Raw genomic sequence first — 21850 nt, 5'->3', positions numbered from 1 at the left:
AAACGGGGGGAGCAATTTGGAAAGAAAAATTGGGTTTGGAGAAGCATTAAAACTATTTTGGAAAAATTATTTTAACTTCAAGGGCCGTGCACGCAGAAGTGAATATTGGTATATGGTTTTATGGCATTTAATTTTTCTAGTACCAGCGTTCGTTGTATATTTTATTGCTTTGGTTGCATTAATAAGCGCTGCTGCTTCTCAATCTGAAACAGTCATTATGATAAGCGTAGTTTTTCTTATCATCAGTTTAATATATTTCGTTGTGTACGGTTTGGCTACGCTGATACCTAATTGGGCAATATTTATTAGAAGGTTTCATGATACAGGTAGAACAATGTTATTACCGCTTATTTATTTAGGCATTACAGTATTTTCTTACATCATATTTTTAATCATAGCTGTATTAGATTCAGATTTGAATCATATTGCAAGTATAATTTTCATCGTATTGATGTACGCATTCTATATAGGTTTTGGTATTTATGCGTTAGTCGTTAGTTGTTTGGATAGTGAACGCAAAACAAATAAATATGGTCCGAGCCATAAATATGCAAATCAATATACTAAGATTGATGACATGTATAGAGAACAATAATTAAAATAAACCCAAGTATACGAGTTAGGCTGTTAATATGCTTCGTGATACTTGGGTTTTTATAAAGTTTATTCATTTAAATAAGATAAATTTAGATAATGTATTCCTAATACATTATCTAAAATATTGTAGCGTTGAAAAGCATCATCTACATTTGTACCTATCATTGCTGTGACTCATGCTGTAACATTGGAAAGAACCAAAATGAGAACTTCTATATATAAGACAATTTGAAATGTATATTTAAGGTGTGAAATGTTATTATCAATATATACTTAACAGACTTTAAGGGAGGGAATCTTGTCATGTCCTTAAAAATAGCAAATGTTACAAAAAAATATAAGGATTTTACAGCAGTTAATGATATTTCGATAAATTTAGAACAAGGAAACATGCTAGGTTTTTTAGGACGTAATGGTGCAGGAAAGACAACAACATTTAGAATGATACTTGGGTTGACGCCGATTACTGAAGGACAAATTTTGTATAAAGATAAAGCAATCGACCAATCAATATATGATAAAATTGGATATTTGCCTGAAGAACGAGGATTACATCCAAAAATGAAAGTGGTCGATGAGTTAAGATACTTAGCTACATTAAAAGGGATGAAATCCAAGGAAATAACTAAAGCCATTGATTATTGGTTAAATCGTTTTGATATTGAAGAAAATAGGGACAAGAAAATTGAATCATTATCTAAAGGGAACCAACAAAAAATACAACTATTAGCAAGTATGTTACATAATCCAGAGTTATTAATCTTGGATGAACCTTTTAGTGGTTTAGACCCAGTTAATGTTGAATTATTAAAATCAGCCGTAAAAGATTTAAATGATGCAGGAACGACGATTATTTATAGTTCTCATAGGATGGAGCATGTAGAAGAGCTTTGTGATGATGTTTGTATTTTGAATAAAGGTGAACTTGTTGTTTCAGGGCCGATTGGTGAAGTGAAAGCAAATCACGGCAATAAAAGCGTAATCATTGAAACCAATCAAGCGATGCCAGAAATAGATGATATCAATGGGGTTATCCAAGTGGAACGCAATAAGAGGGAAATACGAGCATTAATAGAAGACGAATCTATTGCAGAGGAAATATATCATATCGTTGTGCAGTATGGTTTTGTAAAAAGATTTCAAGTGATAGAACCAACATTAAATGAGATTTTTATAGATAAAGTAGGTGAGGTAAATGGATAAATTTTGGGCTACTTTTTCACTTACGTATAAAAGTAAAGTTAAAACAAAATCATTTATGATTTTCACAGCAATTGTCGTTGTATTAATGTTGGCGGCAGCTAATATTAATAAAATCGTTGATCTATTTGATAATGGGCCTGATAAGATTGGTATCGTAGTCAATCAAGACTCAATATATAAAGGGGTTAAAGCACAAAGTGACCATCTTGATAGTGATGCGAAATTTAAAAAAATGACAGAATCACAAGCACATCAACAAGTGAAAAATGAAAAGTTAGATAAAGCGTATGTCATTCAATTACATGATAATCATAAATTGACTGGTGAAATATTAAGTAAGGATACCGTTTCGAAAACAGATGAACAAAAATTACAAACTACTTTATCAACTATCCAAACCAAACTTGTGGCATCTAGTTTGAACCTATCTGAAGATGAGCTAAAGCAATTGCAATCTCAAAGTGAAGTAAGCTCACAAGTGCTTTCAGATAGTGCGAATGGCACACATTTAAGTGAATCACAAAAAACATTTAATACGATTATCGTATATGCAGGTATTATGCTCATGTTTTTCATTATCATAAATTATGCCAATCAAGTAGCGATGGAAATTGCAACTGAGAAGACGTCACGTGTCATTGAAATGATTATTACAAGCATATCACCAGTAACACACATACTTGCTAAATTGTGTGGCGTCATTGCTGTGGCATTAACACAAATTAGTATTTTCATTGTAGTAGGTATTATAAGTGTACTGTTATTTGATATTGGAGATATGCTTAAAGGATTTGATGTACAGCCGAATGATCTAACAGTACAATTAATCATCGTTGGTATACTATCGCTGATTTTAGGTATACTTTCCTATATTATATTGGCAGCTATTTTGGGATCGATTACTTCACGTATCGAAGACATTAATCAATCACTTATGCCAATGACGTTGATTAGTATCATTGCATTATATACGGCAATGTTTGGTGTTATAAACCCTGACACGACTATCATAAGGATTACAAGTTTTATTCCTTTATTATCTCCCTTTATCATGTTTTTACGTGCATCAACACCTGATGTAGCTACTTGGGAAATTGTAATAAGTATGAGTCTATCAATAGTAACCATATTTATCTTGCTTTACATTGCAGTAAGAAGTTATAAAGATACCATCTTAAGTTTTGATAAAGGTCTGTTTAAATCTATGAAACGTGTTTTCGGAAAAAATTAACATATGTTAACGATTATAGAAATGAGTTATAGATGAACAAATAACTTTTAAAAACCGTATCATAATATATAAGTAGGGGAATGAAACTCAAACAACATAATGGTTTCACTCCTACTTTTTTTATGAAAGTATGAATTGTAAAACAGGGTCCTCGAGTTTGTTGAATATGCCAAATAAAACATATTTATAAAAAATAGAAAAAATATCACAATTTTAAATAATATTTGATAGAATGAATAATTAGTATAGATAATGAATTAGTTAAGTTGTTACACTATAGATAAGTAAGATATTTACTAAGGGAAGTAGTAAGCTATTTTGGAATTTTAAATTTTAGTGGATGAAGTATTTTGCTCAATAATTTGGGGAAATATTGAGTGCGTATTGACCTTAGCTCATTTTTAAATGTTGTCTCATTCACTTTAAAAGCAATGAATTTTAGAACTACCAGGACTCCTATGTCTTGTTTTATAAAACAAAGATGGTGTTCATGACTGTGGTTCGATACATTCAATTTGTTTGAAGTTTTATTCAAGATAGAACTGAAAGTCTAAGTGAATCATAATATGTTTGGTTTGAAAGGGAGTAATTGATGATGTTTGCAAAAGTAGAAAGACAAAGTAATGGTATTGATTTAATTAAGATAGACAATGAAGCAACTAAGATTGTTTTCACAAACTATGGCGCTCGTATCGTGTCATGGAAATATGATGATAACAATATTGTATTAGGTAATGTGGTAGAAGCGGATGAATTCTATCAACAAAATCCTTTTTATTTTGGTGCTACTGTAGGCCGTTATGGTGGACGGATTGCAAATGCAGAATTTCATTTGGATGGTACAACGTATCGATTAGATACGAATGATGGTAAAAATAATATTCACGGTGGTTATAACGGTATTGATAAATGTTATTTTGATTATGAGATATTTGAACAAGTAGGACAAGTGAAAATTGTGTTTTCCACTACAATTCAGCAATCAGATGATTATTTTCCAGGAAATATCGATTTAGAGGTGATACATACTTATGACGTTGATCACAAATGGACAATTGAGTATAAAGCCGTTACTACCGAAAAAACAATTTTTAATCCTATGAATCATGTTTACTTTAATTTGAACAGAGATAATAATGTTATCGATAACCATAGTATTTCAAGTTCAACATTAAAAATGCATTTATTAGATAACGATCATTTTGTGACAAAACAAAAGCCACTAAATTTAGAACATGTTTTTGCACGCAATCACATTCAATTTAAAGATATTTTTAATAGTGAGCATCATGACATTCAATCACAAATGAAACGTTATGGTGGTCTAGATCATCCGTTTCAGATTGGAGAGCAAGGTATGACAGTTGAAAATAAACATTTTCAACTGACTGTTGAAACTGATATGCCCAATGTCGTGATATTTACATTTAATGATACTACGGAATGGGAAAGTGATTTCAATATTTATAAAGCACATTCAGGATTTACGTTAGAAACACAATGCATACCTAATGATATTAATTTGTATGGAGAAGATGCGCCATCAATTTTAGAAGCGAATCAGCCATTTTATTCTAAGACATCATATAAAATTGCTGAAAAAACTTGCGAAGAAGTAGAATGATATCATTGCGCGTGTATCAAGTGTTTTGAATTAATATAAAGTAAGCAAACACCACTTATGGATAAGTAAGTAGCAATTTATAATAATGTATTACAGAAAATAGATTAAGTAGACAAACTCAGGTAAGTGCAGTTATATTAATACCATTTTTGGTCAGTTACTTAACCTGAGTTATATCAATATATCATTTTTAAAGATTCTTGTTGTATAAGAATCTTTTTTTTGAGCCATTAGTTTAGGATATTTACCCATATTTGTAATGTTTATTTTTGAGCGCGTTTTAGATATTTTTCTAATTTACGTCGTCTTTCTTCAGTTAAATATGGATTTTTCAAAGCATATGCCAAGCGCACGACATTTTTATTGTCATTGTAATAAATATCATTAAGTTCGAATACAGATAAAAGAGAATCATGTTCCCCGAATTTTATGAGCTGAAGATGAGACGAATCGTAAACAAAGCCTTCCTTAACTACTCTAAAGTAACAACCAGTTTTACATGAACTGGACATGCGTTTAATAAGATTAGGAATTTTATACTTTTCTTGTATTTTCCAACAAGGCTCTCTTATCTCTGAAACTTCGATAATCGCTTCACCTAATTGAAATTGATCTCCAAAATGCAAATCTTTTTCATCTAAGTCTTTGACCGTTAAGTTCTCGCCAAACATTGCATATTCTGGTAAATCTGTGACATCATCTTTCCATAGATCGTAATTTTTTTCGCTATATAAACATACAGCCTTATTGGGCCCGCCATGTCCTTTGTATTCTTGTTCATCTTCAGAAAAACCGGTTTTTGAAAGCCACATCTTACCGGTGAAAAGTGTTTTGTTAAGTGCTGAACGCATTGGTCTTTTAGTACTATAAGGTAAATCTTCTATTTTTCCTGTAGCAATCGCTTTTAAATGATAAATCATGACAATCCTCCTAGTTGGTGATGTATTATTATTGTAAACTAGCTATTTAATTATGCAAGAAGATATATTAATTTAAAATTTATACATATTTTTTAACTATGTATTTTTTTCAATCTCATGTACAATAAAGGTGAGAGTAAGTTATGTAAAGGGGACGCATTATGGATACGAAACAGTTAAAAATTAGTACATTTAATGAAGCGTTAAGCCAAATCAGTGACGGTATGGTTGTGGGCATTGGTTCTGGTTCAACAATAGAGTTGCTTGTCCCAAAACTAGCTGAGAAGTTGGACCATGAACAGATTGATATTACAGGTGTATGCACCTCTAATAAAACTGCTTATATCGCAAAAGAATTAGGTATTCGAGTAGTGGATGTCAATGATGTAGAAAAAATTGACGTTGCCATTGATGGTGCAGACGAAGTAGACAACAATTTGAATTTAATTAAAGGTGGCGGCGGGGCATTATTTAGAGAAAAAGTGATTGATGCCATGGCGGAAAAGTTTATTGTTTTAGTAGATGAATCTAAGTGTGTATCATACTTAGGTCAAACTTTTAATTTACCTGTAGAAGTAGATAAATTTAATTGGTTATTAGTTTCTAAAAAAATAGTAGCTTACGATAATTTAAAAGTGATGCGCCGAATGGTGGATGATGTCCCATTTATAACTGATAATGGCAATTACATCCTTGATGTTACATTGAATTCATCTATCGATCCTTATGCTATGCATGAATTTTTAATTCATTTAGTAGGTGTTTTAGAAACTGGATATTTTCTTGATGTTACGGATCAAGTCATTATAGGTAAGCAAAAAGGCGTTGAAATTTTAAATAAATCATAACTCAAAATATAATAAAAGCAGGTTAACTAACGGTATAAATTAAGATAGACATGAAGTTTATTCATTGTATCTGAATATACGATTAGCGTAACCTGCTTTTTGTTAATTAGCGACGATGATCATGTTTGTTTTTAAGTTTAAAAGGTGATCGTTGTCGTTTTTTATTTTGTTGTTGTATGGTTGGCTCAGAAGTACTAGAATCATCATGTTTTGGTGATGATGTCTCCACCTGTGCTTTTTCAGTAGAATTTTCAACGGCGCCATTTACCTGTGTCTCAACATGTTGACGTTCATCTTGCACATCGTTGTTCTCTATAGTTTGTGGCGTGTTTTCATCAATAATATTGTTTCGGCTGTCATCGTGCTGTGTTTGTCGGTGATCCTTCTCAGTGTCCGTGTCATTCACATGTTCAGTCGATGGTTTTGAGTCAGCATCATGTGAATTGACATGATTGTCTGTTGCTCTTTCAGTTTGAGATGTAGCAGTTTCACTGTGCTCACTGTCTCCACTATGTGTATGTACATTTGTTGTTGAATTATCAGATTCGAGTGTATCTTCATTACTATCATCTGCTTGAGCAGTTTCTGAATCTTCACTTACATGATCTAAATAATTATTGCTATCAACTTCATCTAAACTACGTTTAGTAAAGAAATAAAGTATTGCTCGAATAATAATACTTAATAAAATGTAAACGACTGCTACAGCTGATGTGGATAGTGCAATTACTTTCATTGCAAAAACACTGCCAAGTTCTTCATTGAATAAGAAAACAAGACCAAATGACATTGCTGCATGGAATATCGTTGCGATAAATATCGTGCGACCTTTTGTAGCACGAATTAACTCACCGATAATCATGGAAAATGCAAATGTATATAATAAACCATATAAAGTATATTCAAGACTAAAGGCCATATTTATATTCCAAATGGAATATAATAAACCAACAATAATCGATGCAAAGAATGTGTTCATTTTCGTTTCTATAATATTTTGTAAATAAGAACGGAAACCAAATTCTATTAAGAATGCCATCACTAGTTGTCCAAGTATAATTGCAGTAATTGAAACAGATAAATCTTCTGTTTGTAATAATACAAAACTATCTGCAAAGATATTAAAACTTATCATAGCAATCAGGAAAATGATTAAAGGTAAAATAAATGCTAGTAAAATACGTTCAATCACTTTTAAATCTATTGTTAGTTTTAAACCAGATAACTGCGTCTTACGTTTACTAAAAACGATAATACAAACAAGCGCAGCAATAAATGGCGCTATAGCACTTAAGTCAAAGACAAAAGTCTTAAGTGAAATAGTACTTTGTAAGTCTTTCAGTATAATAGGAGCTGCATAAGCAATAATATAGAAAATAAAAATCATTATTGCCCATTGAAAACCTGATATACGTTGTTTATTCATTATGTAACCTCCAATAGGGTTCAGAAAATCATTTATCACTAATTATACATATTTATTAATCAGAAATAAATTAAATTTAGGTATTTATCATTGAAATGTAATAGTAATGCCAAAACTAACATCTAAATGAAATAATTTATTGTCATTTGATAAAATTAAGTAGATAAATTTTGGGTAAATAAAAGCATAAATTGAATTGAATTCAATGTAAGCGTATACTTTTAAATGAGACATTGTTATAAAAGGAGGAGAATTATGTATAAATTAGCACAGCGTGATTTCTGGACAGGTAGAGTCGATAGCGAATCAGATAAGTCTCAATTTAGACATTTTCAAACTGTGAATTTTAGAAATATCAAAGATGACTATCATGAGACACGCCAAGGTGTGGGATTATTAGGTTACGCAGTTGACAGGGGTGTTGAATTGAACAAAGGGAGATTAGGTGCTAAAGAAGGTCCCGACGCAATTAAGAAAGCATTTGCCAATCTACCTGTGTTGAGTGACTGCAAGATATATGACTATGGTAATGTAGAACATGATCATGATGACTTAGAAGACACCCAAAAAGAATTCGCAAAATATGTTGCGACATCAATACAAAGGCATAAACAGACGTTTTTATTGGGTGGTGGACATGATATCGCATATGCCCAGTATTTAGGTATAAGAGAAGTTTATCCTGATGCTTCTTTAGGTATCATTAATATCGATGCACATTTTGATACAAGAGAAGAGTCACAGTCTACCTCTGGAACGAGCTTTAGGCAAATTTTAGATCAAGATAATCAAGCAGATTATTTGGTATTAGGTATACAACAAGGCGGTAATACACAAGGCCTATTTGATTATGCGGAAGAAAAAGAAATCGGTTTTGTTTATGCTGAGGAATTATTGCATCAAATATCTCCTCCTGTAAAAGATAAGGTAGAACGATTTATACACAATCATGACGTTATTATGTTCACAATATGTATGGATGTTATAGATAGCGCATACGCACCAGGTGTAAGTGCTAACGCAGTATTAGGTTTGTTCCCACATATTGTCCTTGAACTTGCCAAACGCATTATCCCAAATGACAAAGTCTCTACGATTAGCATTGCAGAAACAAACCCTAAATATGATGTCGATAATCGTACTGCAAAGCTATCAGCTAATTTTTTACATCATTTTATTCTTTAATATTCCAATAATAAAGACATAAATCTATAAAAGAAAGTACTCGTTCAGGGTGCTTTCTTTTTTTTAGGTAATTGATGTAAATGGTACGACTGAGTGTAGGTTTAATTTCAATTGCATCTAAATCTCGTGCATTAAAAGATTGGTAATAGACACGTGGTATGACGGCATAGCCTAATCCTCGATGAACGAAATTCGTTGAAGCTTCAAAGCGATCTGCCTCTATAATAATATTTGGGTGAATATTTAAGCGGTTAAAATAGTCATCCAAATGCTTACGTACTTGGGAACCTTTTGTAGGTAAAATGAGCGGTAAAGATTTAATGGATACCTTTTTGCTATTAGAAAAGGTATTTTTAGGTGTTATGAGGACATAAGATTCCTTATATAGAGGAACAGAGTGTATATCCTCGTGAATAATTTGTTCATTAGTTAAACCTAAATGATTTTCAAAATTTAATAGACGCTCTAATATCGTGCTCTGATCATGTACTTCTGAAGCGTGATACGTTTGATCTGGATATTCTTTTTGATGCATAGCAACTACTTGTGATATCCATTGATTTGAAGATTCAAGAATAGAAAATTTGATTTTAGGTGCATGTCCCATTTTTAAATCATACATTTTTTCTAGCGTTTGATGATAACTTTGTACGAGCTGAATTGCGTAGTTATAAAAATGAATACCTTTTTCAGTAATTTTGATATCCTTGGTCGTTCTTAAAAATAAATCATAACCTAAATCAGCTTCTATTTTTTTTATTGTATTAGTTAAAGAGGGTTGGCTTATATGCAAAAAATCTGCTGCCTTTGTAAAACTATTATATTTAACGACAGCAATAAAATATTCTAATTGAACAATTTTCATCTGAATGTCACTCCTATATATTTGCGTATTTATAGTTTGAAACTATTAATAATTAGTTTATTGATATTGGTAGTCTATATAATAACATATTATACTTTTAGATATAGAGGGAGTCGTACTTTCATGTTAGGGGCGTGAAGTACATGTGGAGATTTTTCATTTATAGCTTGATTGGTATTATATTTTTCTTCGTTCCTGTGACTATACAAGGTCAATCAACCATTATGATTGATCATATTGTGCAATGGATTACGCTAATAGTGAAACCAGTTTTACCATATTATGTATTGATTTTAATTATTATTGGTGCAATTCATCCATTTCTCAATCAAAGGTGGAATGAATCGAAAACAAATATTATTTTTAGCTTATTCAAAGTAGTAGGGGTATTCATCGCTTTCATGGTTGTTTTCAATATAGGGCCTGCTTTTGTTTTAAAAGAAAGTATTGGACCATTTTTATATGAAAAGTTAGCCATACCATTAAGTGTTTTAATTCCCATAGGAGCGATTTTTTTATCATTTTTAGTAGGTTTTGGATTGTTAGAGTTTATCGGTGTGATTTGTCGTCCGATAATGCGACCGATATTTAAGACACCAGGAAAGTCAGCGGTCGATGCAGTAGCATCATTTGTTGGTAGTTATTCAATAGGCTTACTAATAACAAACAAAGTCTACAAGAGTGGTAGTTACACACATAAAGAAGCAGTAGTTGTAGCGACAGGGTTCTCTACGGTTTCCGCTACGTTTATGATTATTGTAGCTAACACACTAGGTATTATTCAGCATTGGAATTTATATTTTTGGTTTACACTCGCAGTGACATTTATTGTTACTGCTATTACCGTACAACTCCCACCTATCAGATTTGAAAAGCATACGACATATAAAGACCAACCATATCAAGAAGAGATTCGCAGAAACATGCCATTGTTAAAAGAGTCTTGGTTAGAAGCAAAATTAGCTGTGAAACAGTCTAAGTCATTAATTGACAATGTATTTGAAAATTTGAGAGATGGTGTCGTAATGACTATAGCAATTTTACCTTCTATCATGTCAATTGGTTTTCTAGGATTAGTAATCGCAGAATTCACACCAGTAATCGAATATATATCTTACATCTTTTATCCATTTATCAGCATTTTTCCAGTAGAAAATGTAGGGGTATTAGCACAGGCTTCAACGATTTCAATTGTTGAAATGTTATTACCAGCTGCGATTGCACAATCAGCAGATTTAGCAACAAGATTTACAGTAGCGGTCATGAGTGTTTCAGCGATTATATTTTTCTCAAGCGTTGTTCCGGTTATATTATCTACTGAAATTAAAATATCGATAGGAAAACTTGTGATTATTTGGTTTGAAAGAGTAGTACTCACACTATTGATTACAATTCCATTTGCATTATGGATATTTTAAATATCAAAACAAAGGTTGAATTTAAAATCGATGAAGGAGAGATTGTTCATGAGAAATATTAAAGCAAAAAAAGGTTTAGAGATTGAATGTAAAGGTTGGGAACAAGAAGCAGTATTACGAATGCTATATAATAATTTAGATCCTGAAGTTGCAGAAAGACCCGAAGATTTGGTTGTCTATGGTGGCATAGGTAAAGCAGCTCGAAACTGGGAAGCATTCGAAGCAATTGAATCCACACTGCGTTCATTAGAAGCTGATGAAACGATGTTAGTTCAATCAGGCAAACCAGTTGCTGTATTTAAAACACATGAAGAGGCACCACGTGTATTACTTTCAAATTCTGTATTAGTACCTGAATGGGCAAACTGGGATCATTTTAATGAATTAGATCAAAAAGGTTTAATGATGTATGGACAAATGACTGCGGGTAGTTGGATTTACATAGGTTCACAAGGTATCGTTCAAGGTACATATGAGACATTCGGTGAACTAGCTAATCAACATTTTGATGGCAAATTAAATGGTACGATTACATTAACTGCTGGTCTTGGTGGCATGGGTGGTGCACAACCATTGGCAGTTACGATGAATGGTGGTGTTGTCATCGGAGTTGATGTAGATGAAACACGCATTGATAAGCGTATTGATACACGTTACTGTGATGTGAAAACACGAGATTTAGACGAAGCATTAACGTTAGCGGAAGATGCACGCAAACAAGGCAAGCCATTATCTATTGGCTTGGTCGGTAATGCGGTCGATGTACATCAAGCAATTTTAGATAAAGGATTTAAAATTGATATTATTACGGATCAAACGAGTGCCCACGATCCTTTAAATGGATATGTGCCACAAGGGTATTCATTAGAAGAGGCAAGTGCACTTCGTAATAAAGATCCAAAACAATACGTGAAAGAATCGCAATCCTCAATGCATAAGCATGTATCACTAATGTTAGAATTTCAAAAACAGGGTGCGGTCGCTTTTGATTATGGAAATAACATAAGACAGGTCGCATATAATGATGGCTTAAAAAATGCTTTTGATTTCCCTGGGTTTGTACCGGCATATATTAGACCGCTATTTTGCGAAGGAAAGGGACCATTTAGATTTGCAGCATTAAGTGGGGATCCTAAGGATATTGAACGTGCTGATGAAGAAATGAGAAAGTTGTTCCCTGAAAATGAAAAACTTATTCGTTGGTTAGATTTAGCACAGGAGAAAATTGCGTTTCAAGGATTGCCTTCAAGAATTGCGTGGTTAGGTTATGGAGAACGTGCGAAAATGGGTCTAGCGTTAAATAGACTTGTGCGTGAAGGTGAAATTTCTGCACCGATTGTAATTGGTCGCGACCATTTAGATTCAGGTTCAGTAGCCAGTCCTAATCGTGAGACTGAAGGTATGAAAGATGGTTCAGATGCTGTAGGAGATTGGGCTATTTTAAATGCATTAATCAATACTGCTGCAGGTGGATCTTGGATTTCATTCCATCATGGCGGTGGTGTTGGTATGGGTTATTCATTACATGCAGGCATGGTAGTAGTTGCTGATGGTTCAGAAAGAGCAGATAAACGTTTAGGACGTGTATTAACTACGGATCCGGGTATGGGAGTAGTAAGACATGCTGATGCAGGTTATGAATCAGCAATTAATGTAGCAAATGAAAAAGGCATTCACATTCCAATGATTACAAGAAAAGGAGATAAAAAATGAACGACTTAATCATTCAAAATATTAAACAATTAATTTTACCGAAAGCTACCGAACGTCCTTTAAAAGGAAAAGAATTAAATGATTTAAATATTGTTGAAAACGGTACAGTAGTTGTGAAAAATGGCAAGATTGTTTATGCGGGTGAACATTCTGATGCATATGATGCAAAAGAAATAATAGATGCTTCAGGAAAAGTCGTTTCACCTGCCTTGGTAGAAGCACATACGCATCTTGTACATGGAGGCTCACGTGAACATGAGATGTCACTCAAGCGTCAAGGTGTGTCTTATTTAGAAATACTTGAACAAGGTGGCGGTATACTTTCTACTGTAGAAGCCACGCGTCAAGCGACGGAAGACGAACTTTTTGAAAAAGCGGAAAAAAATCTATTAACCATGTTACAACACGGTGTCTTAGCGGTTGAAAGTAAGAGTGGTTATGGATTGGATAAAGAAAATGAACTTAAACAATTGCGTGTTTCAAATCGATTAGCAAAAAAATATAATTTAGACATGAAACATACCTTCCTTGGCCCACATGCTGTGCCTAAAGATGCGGAGTCTAACCAAGATTTCTTACAAGAAATGATAGATTTATTGCCGGAAGTTAAACCATATGCTGATTTTGCCGATATTTTCTGTGAAACAGGCGTGTTTACTGTGGAAGAATCTAAATCTTACATGGAAGCAGCTAAAAAACAAGGCTTTGATGTTAAAATTCATGCAGATGAAATCGATCCATTAGGTGGTTTAGAACTTGCAATTGATGAAAATGCTATCTCTGCGGATCATTTAGTTGCATCTAGTGAAGAAGGTAAACAAAAGTTGAAAGATAGTGATACTGTTGCAGTATTATTACCAGGAACAACTTTTTATCTTGATAAGGAAGGTTATGCAGATGCAAGAGGTATGCTAGATAACGATGGCGCTATTGCGATAGCTACTGACTTCAATCCAGGTAGTTGTGTGACTAATAATTTACAATTGGTGATGTCTATTGCAGCGTTAAAATTAAAATTATCTCCAAATGAAATTTGGAATGCAGTGACAGTCAATGCAGCTAAAGCAATTGACGTTGATGCAGGTACCATCAATGAGGGAGATAAAGCAAATATTGTAATTTGGGATGCACCTAATCATGAATATATTCCATATCATTATGGTATTAATCATGCAGAAAGAGTTATTAAAGATGGTAAAGTGCTCTTTGATAATCGTGTAAAACTTTAATAGAAAAACTGTAATTAAAATTAAAAATAAAATTATTAGAGATGAATAGGGTGAGGAATGGAATCAAAAATGTTGATTTGTCCTCGCTCTATTCTTATTTTTTTATTCAAGTTTTCTAAAAATAGAAATTTAGAAGTGCAAAAAATTAAGTTAATAAAATATTTTGACAATTATGATAGTATAGTAATTAAAGGGGCTTGGGGGTGAGTACGGTGTGAGTAATGCTGGGTATATTGAACAATGGAAAGGTAACATAGTACAGAATACACTTTCAGGTGTATTACTTGCACTTGCATTGTTACCTGGTGCAATTGCTTTTTCATTTATAGCAGGTGTGAATCCGACAATCGGTATGTTAAGTACTGGTTTAATGATGCTTGTACTTAGCTTGACTGGAAATAGAACCTTGATGGTATCAGCACCAAGTAGTGGTGTATCTTTAGTCGTAGCACCTTTAGCTGTAAGTCATGGATTGCAAGCTGTCATTTTAGCAACCTTATTTATGGGTATCATCCAAATATTATTTGGGTATTTTCAAATTAATAAATGGTTAGAATTGATACCTGTCGGTGTTGTAATTGGATTTATGAATGCACTAGGTATATTATTATTTACATCTCAGCTAAAGAATATTTTAGGTATTTCTATGGCAACTTATATCGTTGCAATCATGTCATTTTTTATTATTTGGTTGGGCGCTCGATATATCAAAATTATACCTGCACCATTGATATCCATTATTATACTGACAATATTTTCGTGGGTATTAAAACCTGATATAAAATATGTGCACGATTTGTCTTCAATACATATTAAACTACCTTATCCAACTATCCCTATTGAAATATTAAATGTTAACTTTCTCCTAATTACATTGTTTTATGGTTTGATGATGGCTATTGTTGCAATCGTTCAAACGACTTTAACAGCAAGAATGATGGATGAAGTAACAGCTACGACTAGTGATAAAAATCGTGAATCAATAGGTCAAGGCATAGCTAATTTAGTAGTAGGATTATTTGGCGGTTATGGTGGAAGTGCGCTTGTTGGTCAATCGCGTTTTAATGTAACAATGGGTGCGAACTCTAGAGTTTCAACTTTTGTTACCGGTAGTTTTTTACTGGTAAGTTTATTTGTTTTTGGTGAAATTATAGGACATATTCCAATGGCTGTTTTAGCTACCGTGCTTATTACAATTTCATTGAATACATTTGATAGACGAACAATACCCTTTATACGTAAGTCACCTTTAGTAAATGGATTCATGGTAATACTTACGATGGTGCTTATTTTAGTCTCTAATAATTTAGCGCTCGGCGTTGTGATTGTAACAATACTATATTATATTTTTAAACGTTTTATAAATTTAGAAAGGACGTGACATGTCATGCCACAATATGAAGACTTTGTAAAATGGAGACGTACATTTCATCAATTTCCAGAATTGTCTGATGATGAATATGAAACAACGAAACGATTAAGACGTATTTTAGAAAGTTATGAAATTAAAATTTTAGATATACCGTTGGAAACTGGTTTGATTGCTGAAGTAGGTCAAGGAGATACGTTTATTGCTGTTCGATCGGATATAGATGCTTTGCCAATTAATGAAGAAGTTGTACATGAATTTACATCAACTAATGAAGGTATTATGCATGCTTGTGGTCATGATATTCATATGGCAAGTATTTTAGCAACAGCTACAAAATTAAAAGAAATTGAAGATCAATTAAAAGGTAGAGTACGTTTTATTTTTCAACCTGCCGAAGAGCTGGGCTATGGTGCTGTTAAATTAGCTGAGACAGGTGCTATTGATGGTACAAAAGCTGTGCTTGGTTATCATAATTATCCTACTATGGATATAGGTACATTGGCAGTGAAATCTGGTGCCGTGACATCCTCTGTAGATCGCTTTGAATTTAAAATTAAGGGTAAAGGTGCACATGCAGCAAAGCCTGAACAAGGTAATGATCCAGTCATCGTGTTAGGTCAATTAATCAATAGTGTTCAATCCATCGTCAGCAGAAATTTATCTGCTTTTGATAATGCAGTCGTAACGATTGGAGAAGTATCTTGTGGTAATACATGGAATGTTATTGCAGATCAAGCTTATGTACAAGGTACAGTGAGAAGTTTTGATGAAGGTATTCGCACATTCATTGAGAAGAGATTGAGAGAAATTGGGAGTGGATTGGCAGAAGTATTTGATGTTGAAATTGAAACACAATATATACGATTACCAGGCGCAGTAATCAATGACGAAAAATTAACAGACGATGCAATTAACGTTGCTAAACAAGTAGGTTACAATGTGAATATAATGGAACAGCCATTAACTATTGGTGAAGATTTTTCTGGGTTTGCCAACAAGTATCCAAGTGTATTTGTTTTTATTGGATCTAATAGTGACTATGATTTACATCACCCCAAATATGATCCCGATGAACGCATTTTAGAAAAAGTACCAGATTACTTTGTAACATTTGTACAGAAATTATTGAACGAAACTTAAAAATATAATCTTGTGTTATGGGCGATTTAATTTGGGTAAAAAATAATTACAACCATTATTTTTTGAGGAGGATTAAGCATGGCGTCTCAAGATCCTAGAAAGAAATATTCAAATGCAGATTTTCCAAAACAAGAGCAACCCGTTCCAGGTTTACAAAAAGATCTGAACCCTAAACCAGATTGTGGAGAAACTTCTTATACCGGTTATGGTAGATTGAAAGGTTTAAAGATGTTAGTAACAGGTGGAGATTCAGCTATTGGTAGAGCAGCAGCTATTGCGTATGCTAAAGAAGGTGCTGATGTTGCAATCAATTACTTGCCATCAGAACAAGAAGATGCTGAAGAAGTAGAAGAAGTTATTACATCGGCAGGACAACAAGCTGTGCTAATACCGGGTGATTTACGCAATGAACAATTCAATTATGAGTTAGTAGAACGTGCATATCACGCGTTAGGTGGATTAGACAATGTTACACTCGTAGCTGGACATCAACAATATAGAGATACACTAAAGGGCTTCGATACAGCGTCATTTACTGAAACCTTTGAAACGAATGTGTATCCAATATTTTGGACTGTACAAAAAGCGATTGATTATCTTGAACCAGGTGCTACAATTACGACAACGTCATCTGTACAAGGTTATAACCCAAGTCCAATTTTACATGATTATGCAGCATCAAAAGCTGCAATCATATCGCTAACTAAAAGTTTGTCTGAAGAACTAGGAGCTAAAGGCATCCGTGTTAACTGTGTTGCACCAGGACCATTTTGGTCACCACTTCAAATATCAGGTGGACAACCACAATCCAAAATTCCAACATTTGGACAAAAAGAAGTGCTTGGCAGAGCAGGTCAACCTGTAGAATTAGCAGGCGTTTATGTTCATTTAGCAGCTGATGAATCAAGTTACACTACTGGCCAAGTATACGGGGTTACAGGTGGTACACAATTAGATTAATTTGATAGATGGCTATTTCAAAGTGATTCGTGCTTAAATGAACAGTTATGCACTTACATTTTGACATAGCCACTTTTTATTTATGAAAGGAAAGTGAATTTTTGTGAAACATTTTAAAGCAAGTGAATTGTCTAAAAGACAAAACTATAAATTATTGAGTGGTAGTGTCATACCTAGGCCAATAGCCTTTGTGACATCTCAAGATAAAAATGGTAAGTTAAATGCGGCACCGTTCAGTTTTTTTAACGTGGTGAACAGTGCACCACCGATGATTATGATTTCTACAGGACGCTCAGAAGGTAAACGTAAAGACACTTCACTTAATATTGAAGAGACTGAAAATTTTGTAGTACATATCACTGATGAAACAAACGTAGAGCAAATTAACCGTACAGCTGCACCATTGGATCGTACTGAAAATGAATTAGAACGAACAGCGTTAACCCTTGTCGACTCAGAACTGATAACTGTACCTGGTATTGAACAGGCGAAAATACGTATGGAATGTAAATTAGAGCGGATTATATCATTAGGAGATACTGATGAGGGGTCAGATCTAATCATTGGAGAAGTCGTGATGTTTCATATTAATGAAAACGTGTATTTTGAAGACAGTAAGATTAATGCACAGGCACTAGAAGCCGTGTGCCGTTTAGCTGGAAATGATTATGCCACGATCGGTGATACATTTACGATTGTTCGGCCAACGGAATAACCTTTGAAGTAAAATATCATTTCATATTATGATTATATAATTGACGAAGTGGCGTGAATAGTGTACTGTTATAAAATAAATAAAATAGCTTATCTAGAGAAGTGGAGGGACTGGCCCATTGAAACTTCGGCAACATGGTAATGCGTGTGCCAATTCCAGTAGCATAAAGTGTGCTAGAAGATAAGATTAAAGATGTATCGATTTACTCTTTTCTTCTATGAGAAAAGAGTTTTTTATTTTTTATGGTAAGCAAAATGAATGATTGACTAAAAAAGTAATGATAAAGAAAGTTGGTTTTGTATGACGGAAAATAAAAAAGGTAACGCATGGGCGCTTGTGCCATTAATCATTTTTGTAGGTATATTTTTAGGTGTGGGCGTTATTACTGGTGACTTTTCAATAATGCCACTCAATGTTGCAATTATTATCGCATCAATTGTGGGTTTGTTGATAAATAAAAAAGAAACATTTTCTAAAAAAGTAGATGTATTTACTAAAGGCGCTGGACATTCAAATATTATTTTGATGATGTTAATATTTCTACTTGCGGGTGCATTTTCTCAAACTACAGAAGATATGGGGGGAGTCAAGTCGACGGTAAATTTAGGACTATCCTTTATTCCAGAAAACTTAATTATCGTCGGTTTATTTATCATTTGTATGTTTGTATCACTTTCAATGGGTACTTCAGTCGGTACAGTTGCAGCTATAGCGCCGGTTGGTTTTGGTTTGAGTCAGGCGACGGATGTATCTGCAGCGATAACAATGGCTACTGTCGTTGGTGGCGCAATGTTTGGTGATAATTTATCAATGATTTCGGATACTACAATTGCCGCTGTTCGTACTCAAAAGACTAAAATGAGCGATAAGTTTAAGGTGAACATAAAGATTGTATTACCAGGTGCGCTATTTACTGTTATAGTACTTTGGTTTTTAACGCATGGTGCTCAGATAGATACTACGAAATCATATGACTATAACTTTATTAAAGTTATTCCATACTTATTGGTACTGATTTTAGCGCTGGCAGGTATAAATGTAATTATAGTGTTGATTGGTGGTACCGTATTATCTGCGATTATTGGACTGGTTGATGGATCATTCAACTGGTCAGGCTTGCTTAGTTCAATCTCAAAAGGAATTGTTGGTATGGAGGATATTGCGATTATTGCACTATTAATTGGCGGACTTGTAGCATTGATACAACATAATGGTGGTATCACTTGGCTATTAAATTTTGTACGCAATAGGGTTAAATCAAAACGCGGTGCAGAATTAGGTATAGCTGGACTTGTGAGTGCTGCGGATATTTCGACTGCCAATAATACAATTTCTATATTAATGGCAGGCCCCTTAGCTAAAGATATTGCAGATGAATACGAGATTGATCCTAGGAAATCTGCAAGTGTTTTAGATATATTTGCGAGCTGTTTCCAAGGTTTATTACCTTATAGTCCGCAAGTTATAGCAGCAGCAGGCGTTGCGTCTATCTCACCAGTTTCATTAATGCCGTATTCAATTTATCCGATCATTCTAGGTGTTTGTGGCCTAATTGCAATTTTCTTTAGATTACCAAGATTAAAATAAAAAAGTTGATTAAAAGAAAGGGCAACAGTTTATATTATTTGATATAGACTGTTTGTCCTCTTTTTTAAGAAGTAAGATAGTATTAAAAAAGGGAAAATTTTGACGTTTACTGATTAATAACGATAGAATAAATAGGTTATCACTTTTAAAGGGGATATAAAGGAAAGTTGAATTTCATAGTATTATTGTTTAGAAGTCTAGTATAATGAGTTAGAATAGTTATAAGAGTGAAAGTAGGTGAACAATCATGGCTAGATATAATGTGGAAAATGAAAATGTAGAAATTCAGTTGGAAAGACTGTTTAAAGTTGAACCTGAATTAGTATATCAAGCTTGGACTGAGCAACGATTTCTTAAACAATGGTTTATGACAACTGAACGAACGAATAAATCAATAGAGATAGACGCTGTACAAAACGGAAGCTATGAAATTATTGATGTTCGTAAAGGGAAAGAAAATATAGTGAAGGGTTCTTACGTTACTTTGAACCCAAATGAATATATTGTAATGACGATAGGGATGCCTGAATTAAGTGACTCTGAAGATACAATTGAAGTAGAGATGTTTGAAAGAGAACCAGGCATAACCCAAATGATTTTTAATTATACAGCTTATGTACCTAGGGAACGCAGATTGACATCATTAGAGTATAAGCAAAAGAAAAAGGAATATCATGATTCTACTGCGCATGGTTTTGAAATGTTATTTGATAAGCTGCAAACAACACTAGAAGAATATGAAGAGGAACAATAAAAAATCATTACAACCTAACTCAATAAATTAAAAGTGGGACTCAGGCATATTTGGGCAGAAGCTCATGTATCAGTCCCACTTGTGTAATAAATTGAGATGTTGACTAAGAGGCTGAGACAATTAATTTGTCCAGCTTTCTTTTATTTGATATGTTAATTATTTTGTGTGAATTGACCGTATTGTATACGCTCATTAAATTTACGTAGTACCGTTTCAAAAAAAATATGGTAGCTGATAAAGCTGGAATAATCAATGCCGTTTGTTAAATAAAAAGTGTTACTTGATACGTAGATATTATAATTTGCCTTTTGAGCCAAGGTGTTGTCTTGAAGCGTAGTAATAGAAATGAAATACTTTTGACGCAGTTGCAGTAAATTCGTTATATCGGATAAGTGATCGGTCTCGCCGGATAAAGAAATAATAAAAAACAAATCATTATCAGAAGCTTTATTTAACACCATTTTAAATTCATGTACATCATGTAATACAATAATATTTTTATGTATGGTCAATAAAATTCTTTGAGCTTCTTGCGCAACATTCATTTGAGCTAAACCTGTGCCATATAAATATACCGTTTCGGCTTGATATATTTTTTCAGTAACTAGGTCGTAATCGATACGCTCCAAATAAGTGAAGGTATTTTCAATTTCTTGTTTAAAAGCGTTCATAGAGTCAGAAGGTAATTGATGGACTTGTTCAGATTCAAATTTTAAGTATGATTTAAAATCACTGTAGCCATCAAAGCCGAGCTTACGAGTAAAACGATGAATACTTGCATTTGATGCATGTGTATAAGCCGCTAAATCTTGGATTTTCATTGTTTTACAATCTGATATATGTGTGTTTATAAAATGGGCGATTTGTAGGTCATTTTCATTTAATTTATTAAAATTGTTATTTATGCGTTCATCTAAAAGCAACGTTATCACCTCAGAATTTTGAAAATATTTTCAAGTTTTGAAAATATAATCTTATTGTACAAAATTGTTCGTATTGGCGTCAAACTATTGTTCTGATGTAAGCGTTTACTATAAAATCGATGGTAAATTGATCCATAATC

General features: G+C 33.3%; 19 protein-coding genes and 1 riboswitch. Of the genes, 15 read left to right on the top strand and 4 right to left on the bottom strand.

The features are described 5' to 3' along the window. Positions 1–16 precede the first annotated feature (16 nt). The 4 genes from KA833_RS03425 to KA833_RS03410 all read left to right on the top strand — a co-directional run bounded on the left by KA833_RS03425 (position 17) and on the right by KA833_RS03410 (position 4655). On the top strand, positions 17–595 hold the full coding sequence (locus KA833_RS03425; RefSeq protein WP_064209343.1) for a DUF805 domain-containing protein: 579 nt from the start codon (positions 17–19) through the stop codon (positions 593–595). A gap of 305 nt (positions 596–900) precedes the next feature. Next, a complete protein-coding gene (locus KA833_RS03420; protein WP_073343950.1) occupies positions 901–1800 on the top strand; it encodes an ABC transporter ATP-binding protein in 900 nt (299 codons plus the stop codon). Next, positions 1793–3031: an ABC transporter permease gene (locus KA833_RS03415; RefSeq protein ID WP_107365316.1), complete on the top strand. Its 1239-nt coding sequence runs from the start codon at positions 1793–1795 to the stop codon at positions 3029–3031. Before KA833_RS03420 ends, KA833_RS03415 begins: the two co-directional genes overlap by 8 nt. A 595-nt stretch (positions 3032–3626) precedes the next feature. Beyond that, positions 3627–4655: an aldose epimerase family protein gene (locus KA833_RS03410; protein WP_046208513.1), complete on the top strand. Its 1029-nt coding sequence runs from the start codon at positions 3627–3629 to the stop codon at positions 4653–4655. Between the two features lie 263 nt (positions 4656–4918). Here the strand turns inward: KA833_RS03410 and KA833_RS03405 are convergent, their stop codons facing one another. After that, the gene (locus KA833_RS03405; protein WP_046208512.1) at positions 4919–5575 is read right to left on the bottom strand and encodes an MOSC domain-containing protein; all 657 of its coding nucleotides are present in this window, start codon (positions 5573–5575) and stop codon (positions 4919–4921) included. A 158-nt stretch (positions 5576–5733) separates the two neighbouring features. Here KA833_RS03405 and KA833_RS03400 point away from each other — a divergent pair, with 158 nt between their 5' ends. Next, entirely contained in the window at positions 5734–6423 is a 690-nt protein-coding gene (locus KA833_RS03400; RefSeq protein ID WP_046208511.1) for a ribose 5-phosphate isomerase A, read from the top strand. Positions 6424–6529: 106 nt separating this feature from the next. Here the strand turns inward: KA833_RS03400 and sdpC are convergent, their stop codons facing one another. Beyond that, positions 6530–7849 carry a peptidoglycan release complex CPBP-like subunit SdpC gene (gene sdpC / locus KA833_RS03395; protein WP_192946200.1) on the bottom strand — a complete coding sequence of 440 codons (1320 nt, stop codon included), beginning with the start codon at positions 7847–7849 and terminating at the stop codon, positions 6530–6532. A gap of 255 nt (positions 7850–8104) precedes the next feature. On the opposite strand from sdpC, the gene hutG reads away from it, so the two are divergent. After that, positions 8105–9034: a formimidoylglutamase gene (hutG, locus tag KA833_RS03390; protein ID WP_210128004.1), complete on the top strand. Its 930-nt coding sequence runs from the start codon at positions 8105–8107 to the stop codon at positions 9032–9034. Here the strand turns inward: hutG and KA833_RS03385 are convergent. Next, positions 9024–9899 carry a LysR family transcriptional regulator gene (locus KA833_RS03385; RefSeq protein ID WP_107525406.1) on the bottom strand — a complete coding sequence of 292 codons (876 nt, stop codon included), beginning with the start codon at positions 9897–9899 and terminating at the stop codon, positions 9024–9026. The genes hutG and KA833_RS03385 overlap by 11 nt on opposite strands. A gap of 143 nt (positions 9900–10042) precedes the next feature. Here KA833_RS03385 and KA833_RS03380 point away from each other — a divergent pair, with 143 nt between their 5' ends. The 9 genes from KA833_RS03380 (at position 10043) to KA833_RS03340 (ending at position 20787) form a co-directional block, all read left to right on the top strand. Then, positions 10043–11317 (top strand): YjiH family protein, encoded by a 1275-nt coding sequence (locus tag KA833_RS03380; protein ID WP_046208507.1) that lies wholly within the window; start codon positions 10043–10045, stop codon positions 11315–11317. A 48-nt stretch (positions 11318–11365) separates the two neighbouring features. Next, on the top strand, positions 11366–13030 hold the full coding sequence (hutU, locus tag KA833_RS03375; RefSeq protein WP_192947676.1) for a urocanate hydratase: 1665 nt from the start codon (positions 11366–11368) through the stop codon (positions 13028–13030). Then, positions 13027–14259 (top strand): imidazolonepropionase, encoded by a 1233-nt coding sequence (hutI, locus tag KA833_RS03370; protein ID WP_204180280.1) that lies wholly within the window; start codon positions 13027–13029, stop codon positions 14257–14259. Before hutU ends, hutI begins: the two co-directional genes overlap by 4 nt. A 214-nt stretch (positions 14260–14473) precedes the next feature. Further along, positions 14474–15640, top strand: coding sequence for a SulP family inorganic anion transporter (locus KA833_RS03365; protein WP_210128006.1), 1167 nt, complete (start codon positions 14474–14476; stop codon positions 15638–15640). A 6-nt stretch (positions 15641–15646) separates the two neighbouring features. After that, positions 15647–16771, top strand: a complete 1125-nt coding sequence (locus KA833_RS03360) for an amidohydrolase (RefSeq protein WP_073343923.1) — start codon at positions 15647–15649, stop codon at positions 16769–16771. A 78-nt stretch (positions 16772–16849) separates the two neighbouring features. Further along, entirely contained in the window at positions 16850–17731 is an 882-nt protein-coding gene (locus KA833_RS03355; protein ID WP_070037559.1) for an SDR family oxidoreductase, read from the top strand. A 103-nt stretch (positions 17732–17834) separates the two neighbouring features. Next, on the top strand, positions 17835–18446 hold the full coding sequence (locus tag KA833_RS03350) for a flavin reductase family protein (protein ID WP_064209351.1): 612 nt from the start codon (positions 17835–17837) through the stop codon (positions 18444–18446). An 86-nt stretch (positions 18447–18532) separates the two neighbouring features. Beyond that, positions 18533–18633: riboswitch (SAM riboswitch) on the top strand. Between the two features lie 113 nt (positions 18634–18746). After that, the gene (locus tag KA833_RS03345) at positions 18747–20033 is read left to right on the top strand and encodes a Na+/H+ antiporter NhaC family protein (protein ID WP_064209352.1); all 1287 of its coding nucleotides are present in this window, start codon (positions 18747–18749) and stop codon (positions 20031–20033) included. Between the two features lie 247 nt (positions 20034–20280). Continuing rightward, positions 20281–20787 carry an SRPBCC family protein gene (locus tag KA833_RS03340; protein ID WP_046208499.1) on the top strand — a complete coding sequence of 169 codons (507 nt, stop codon included), beginning with the start codon at positions 20281–20283 and terminating at the stop codon, positions 20785–20787. Positions 20788–20939: 152 nt separating this feature from the next. Here KA833_RS03340 and KA833_RS03335 read toward each other — a convergent pair whose 3' ends face one another. After that, positions 20940–21710, bottom strand: a complete 771-nt coding sequence (locus tag KA833_RS03335) for a MurR/RpiR family transcriptional regulator (protein WP_210128008.1) — start codon at positions 21708–21710, stop codon at positions 20940–20942. Positions 21711–21850 lie beyond the last annotated feature (140 nt).

The sequence above is a fragment of the Staphylococcus sp. GDY8P67P genome (genome assembly GCF_017892545.1).
Classification (GTDB): Bacteria; Bacillota; Bacilli; order Staphylococcales; family Staphylococcaceae; genus Staphylococcus; species Staphylococcus ureilyticus.
This window is presented reverse-complemented; position numbering and strand designations above follow the sequence as displayed.

What these genes read in the sequence shown, in the direction of transcription:
- KA833_RS03415 (WP_107365316.1), top strand. Translation starts at nt 1,793, where the DNA reads ATGGATAAATTTTGGGCTACTTTTTCACTTACGTATAAAAGTAAAGTT.
- hutG (WP_210128004.1), top strand. Translation starts at nt 8,105, where the DNA reads ATGTATAAATTAGCACAGCGTGATTTCTGGACAGGTAGAGTCGATAGC.
- hutU (WP_192947676.1), top strand. Translation starts at nt 11,366, where the DNA reads ATGAGAAATATTAAAGCAAAAAAAGGTTTAGAGATTGAATGTAAAGGT.
- KA833_RS03380 (WP_046208507.1), top strand. Translation starts at nt 10,043, where the DNA reads ATGTGGAGATTTTTCATTTATAGCTTGATTGGTATTATATTTTTCTTC.
- KA833_RS03340 (WP_046208499.1), top strand. Translation starts at nt 20,281, where the DNA reads ATGGCTAGATATAATGTGGAAAATGAAAATGTAGAAATTCAGTTGGAA.
- KA833_RS03410 (WP_046208513.1), top strand. Translation starts at nt 3,627, where the DNA reads ATGTTTGCAAAAGTAGAAAGACAAAGTAATGGTATTGATTTAATTAAG.
- sdpC (WP_192946200.1), bottom strand. Translation starts at nt 7,849, where the DNA reads ATGAATAAACAACGTATATCAGGTTTTCAATGGGCAATAATGATTTTT.
- KA833_RS03420 (WP_073343950.1), top strand. Translation starts at nt 901, where the DNA reads ATGTCCTTAAAAATAGCAAATGTTACAAAAAAATATAAGGATTTTACA.
- KA833_RS03345 (WP_064209352.1), top strand. Translation starts at nt 18,747, where the DNA reads ATGACGGAAAATAAAAAAGGTAACGCATGGGCGCTTGTGCCATTAATC.
- KA833_RS03385 (WP_107525406.1), bottom strand. Translation starts at nt 9,899, where the DNA reads ATGAAAATTGTTCAATTAGAATATTTTATTGCTGTCGTTAAATATAAT.
- hutI (WP_204180280.1), top strand. Translation starts at nt 13,027, where the DNA reads ATGAACGACTTAATCATTCAAAATATTAAACAATTAATTTTACCGAAA.
- KA833_RS03405 (WP_046208512.1), bottom strand. Translation starts at nt 5,575, where the DNA reads ATGATTTATCATTTAAAAGCGATTGCTACAGGAAAAATAGAAGATTTA.
- KA833_RS03355 (WP_070037559.1), top strand. Translation starts at nt 16,850, where the DNA reads ATGGCGTCTCAAGATCCTAGAAAGAAATATTCAAATGCAGATTTTCCA.
- KA833_RS03360 (WP_073343923.1), top strand. Translation starts at nt 15,647, where the DNA reads ATGCCACAATATGAAGACTTTGTAAAATGGAGACGTACATTTCATCAA.